1 protein-coding gene and 2 pseudogenes are annotated in these 3,223 nt (G+C 71.2%); all 3 read right to left on the bottom strand.

Annotation, left to right across the window (positions count from 1 at the left end; translation table 11 throughout):
* Positions 1-361 (bottom strand): annotated as a pseudogene (locus FNQ90_RS17350) (hypothetical protein); the annotation flags it as partial.
* Positions 362-518: 157 nt separating this feature from the next.
* Positions 519-2,834 carry an ATP-binding cassette domain-containing protein gene (locus tag FNQ90_RS17345; RefSeq protein WP_182607219.1) on the bottom strand — a complete coding sequence of 772 codons (2,316 nt, stop codon included), beginning with the start codon at positions 2,832-2,834 and terminating at the stop codon, positions 519-521.
* 40 nt (positions 2,835-2,874) lie between these two features.
* A pseudogene (locus FNQ90_RS17340) lies at positions 2,875-3,223 on the bottom strand (hypothetical protein); the annotation flags it as partial.

Raw genomic sequence — 3,223 nt, 5'->3', positions numbered from 1 at the left:
CCTCGATGGGGGCGATGGGGGCGGCGGGTTCCGCCTCCGGCATCGCCTCCACGACCGGCTCGGGCTCGGCCGGCGGAACGGGCGCCGGCTCCGGTTCGGCGACGGGCTCGGCCGCCGCCGGCTCCGTCGTGTCACGCCTCGGCTCCGGCACCGTCACCGGCTCCGCCCCGACCGCCGTGGAACCGGGGTCCTCCCCCGGGTCCACGGCGGTCGCGGTCGCGGTACCGCCACCGGAGTCGGTCGGTTCGGCGGACGACCCGGTACCCGTACCGGTCGTCGTCTCCGCCCGGTTCTCGGCCGCCGCTGCCTCGGCCGCCGCGGCCTTCGCCGCCCGCCGCCTGCGGAAGAAACCGAACACCATGGCCCCCTCACTTTCTGCCGGGGACGCGCTGCGCTCCTCCGGCCCTCGGGCGGGTGTGCGATCGCCGCCCCCGGAATGGATGCGGGTCAGTCTTCCCCACGATTTCCCGCCGGGGCAATCCGCGTCCCCATTCGTTACCCGGGGACCCCCGTCCGGCTCAGTGGTTTCCCGCCTCCACGTACTCGCGCAGATGACGGGCGGTGTGCCCGTCACCCCTGACGATCAACTCCGCCGGGGTGCCGGTGAACACGATCTCGCCCCCGCCGTGGCCGCCCTCCGGACCGAGGTCGATGATCCGGTCGGCGTGCGCCATCACGGCCAGGTGGTGCTCGATCACCACCACCGTGTTGCCGTCGTCGACCAGGCGGTCCAAAAGCCCCAACAGCCGGTCCACGTCGGCCGGATGAAGCCCGGTGGTGGGCTCGTCCAGGATGTACAGGGCGGACTTCTCGGCCATGTGCACGGCCAGCTTCACCCGCTGCCGCTCGCCGCCGGAGAGGGTGTTGAGGGGCTGGCCCAGCCGCAGGTACCCCAGACCGACATCCACCAACCGGTCCAGGATGACCCGGGCCTGACCCTTCTCGAAGAACTCCCGCGCCTCGGCGATCGACATCTCCAGCACCTCGGCGATGTTCTTCCCGCGCAGGGTGTGCGCCAGCACCTCGGGCGTGAACCGTTTGCCCTCGCACCGCTCGCAGACCGTGGCGACCCCGGCCGTCATGGCCAGATCGGTCCAGATCAGACCGATGCCCTTGCACTGCGGGCAGGCACCCTCGGAGTTGGCGCTGAACAGCGCCGCCCGTACGCCGTTGGCCTTGGCGAAGGCCGTGCGAATGGAGTTCAACAGACCGGTGTAGGTGGCGGGATTGCTGCGTCGCGAGCCCTTGATGGGGGACTGGTCGGCGACCACGACCCCGTCCCGCTTCGCCAGGTAGCCGTGGATCAGGGAACTCTTGCCCGAGCCCGCCACACCGGTGACCACGGTCAACACGCCCAGGGGGACATCCACCGAGACGTTCTTCAGGTTGTGCAGGTCGGCGCCGGTGATGGAGACGTGGCCCAGCGGCTCGCGGACCCGTTCGCGCAGCGGCGCCCGGTGGTCCAGGTGCCGGCCGGTGAGGGTGTCCGAGGCGCGCAGCCCCGTCACGTCCCCGGTGTACCGGATCTCACCGCCCTCCGTGCCGGCGCCCGGACCGAGGTCGACCACGTGGTCGGCGATCCTGATCACCTCGGGCTTGTGCTCGACCACCAGCACGGTGTTGCCCTTGTCCCGAAGACGCCGCAGCAGGTCGTTCATCCGGCGGATGTCGTGGGGGTGCAGGCCGGCGGTCGGCTCGTCGAAGACATAGGTGACGTCGGTCAGACTGGACCCCAGATGGCGGACCATCTTCACCCGTTGGGCCTCACCCCCGGACAGGCTCGCCGAGGTGCGGTCCAGGCTCAGGTACCCCAGGCCGATCTCCACCAGCGACTCCAGCACCTGCCGCAGGCCGGCGATCAGCGGCGCCACCGACGGTTCCTCGACGGACCGGACGAACTCGGCCAGATCGGTGATCTGCATGGCCGAGCACTGCGCGATGTTCACGCCCCGGATGGTGGAGGACAGGGCGGCGGCGTTGAGCCGGGCGCCGTCGCAGTCGGGGCAGGCGGTGAAGACCACGGCCCGATCCACGAAGGCCCGTATGTGGGACTGCATCGACTCACGGTCCTTGGACAGGTACGAGCGCTGGATCCTGGTGATCAGCCCCTCGTAGGTCATGGTGTTGGAGCCGACCTTGACCTTGACCGCCGGCTTGTGCAGGAACGCCTCCCACTCCTCGGGGGTGAAGTCCCTCACCGGCTTGGCGGGGTCGAAGAAGCCCGAGGCCACCATGATCTGCCAGTACCAGGAGTCCACGGCGAAGCCGGGAACGGTGATGGCACCGTCGTTGACGGACCGTTCGCGGTCGACGATCTCGTCCACGGCGACGGTGGAGACCCGGCCCAGCCCCTCGCACCCCGGGCACATGCCCTCGGGGAGGTTGAAGCTGAAGGCCCCGGAGGTCCCCACGTACGGGGAGCCGAGCCGGCTGAAGACGATTCGCAGCATGGCGTGGGCGTCGGTGACCGTGCCCACGGTGGAGCGGGAGTTGGTACCCATCCGCTCCTGGTCCACGACGATCGCGGCGCTGAGGTTGCGCAGTTCGTCCACGTCCGGGCGGGCCGGGGTGGACATGAAGGACTGGAGGAAGGCCGTGTAGGTCTCGTTGATCAGGCGCTGCGACTCGGCGGCGATGGTCCCGAAGACCAGGGAGGACTTCCCCGAGCCCGAGACCCCGGTGAAGACGGTCAGGCGGCGCTTGGGGATGTCGAGCGAGACGTCGCGGAGGTTGTTCTCCCGGGCGCCGCGCACCCGGATCACGTCGTGCGCGTCGGCGGGGTGCGGCGCGCCGGCGTCGGAAGTCTGGACGGACTCGTGCGGTGCGGCGGACATGCCTGTCTCCTGGGAGCCGGATCGGGGAAGGGATCGGACCCTACCCTCCGCCACCGACAATCCGCGGGCGGTTTTCCCAACCGGCCGGTGACCCGGGGGTTTTCCGTCCCCGCCGACGGGTGGCCGGGCCCCGGGGCGGGGTGCGCAGCAGCGGGCCGACGGGAAGCGAGTCCAGGCCGGTGGTGCCCAGCCAGTGGTGGAGGTCCCGGCCCAGCGGGCGCTGCGGCGTCCAGCGGATCCGTCCCCGGCCGGCGAGGGTGACCCGGGCGACGCCGGCGAGTTCGGCCGCGATCTGCACGGCCGAGTTGCCGAGGCCGAGGACGACCACGCGCCGACCCGCGAACGGGGTGGGCTCCCGGTGTTCCGCCGCGTGCAGGAGGGTGCCGGTG

Source organism: Streptomyces alkaliphilus, from assembly GCF_014141535.1.
GTDB lineage: Bacteria > Actinomycetota > Actinomycetes > Streptomycetales > Streptomycetaceae > Streptomyces > Streptomyces alkaliphilus.
Note: the sequence above shows the minus strand (reverse complement) of the source record. Positions and strands in the feature narration are given on the sequence as shown.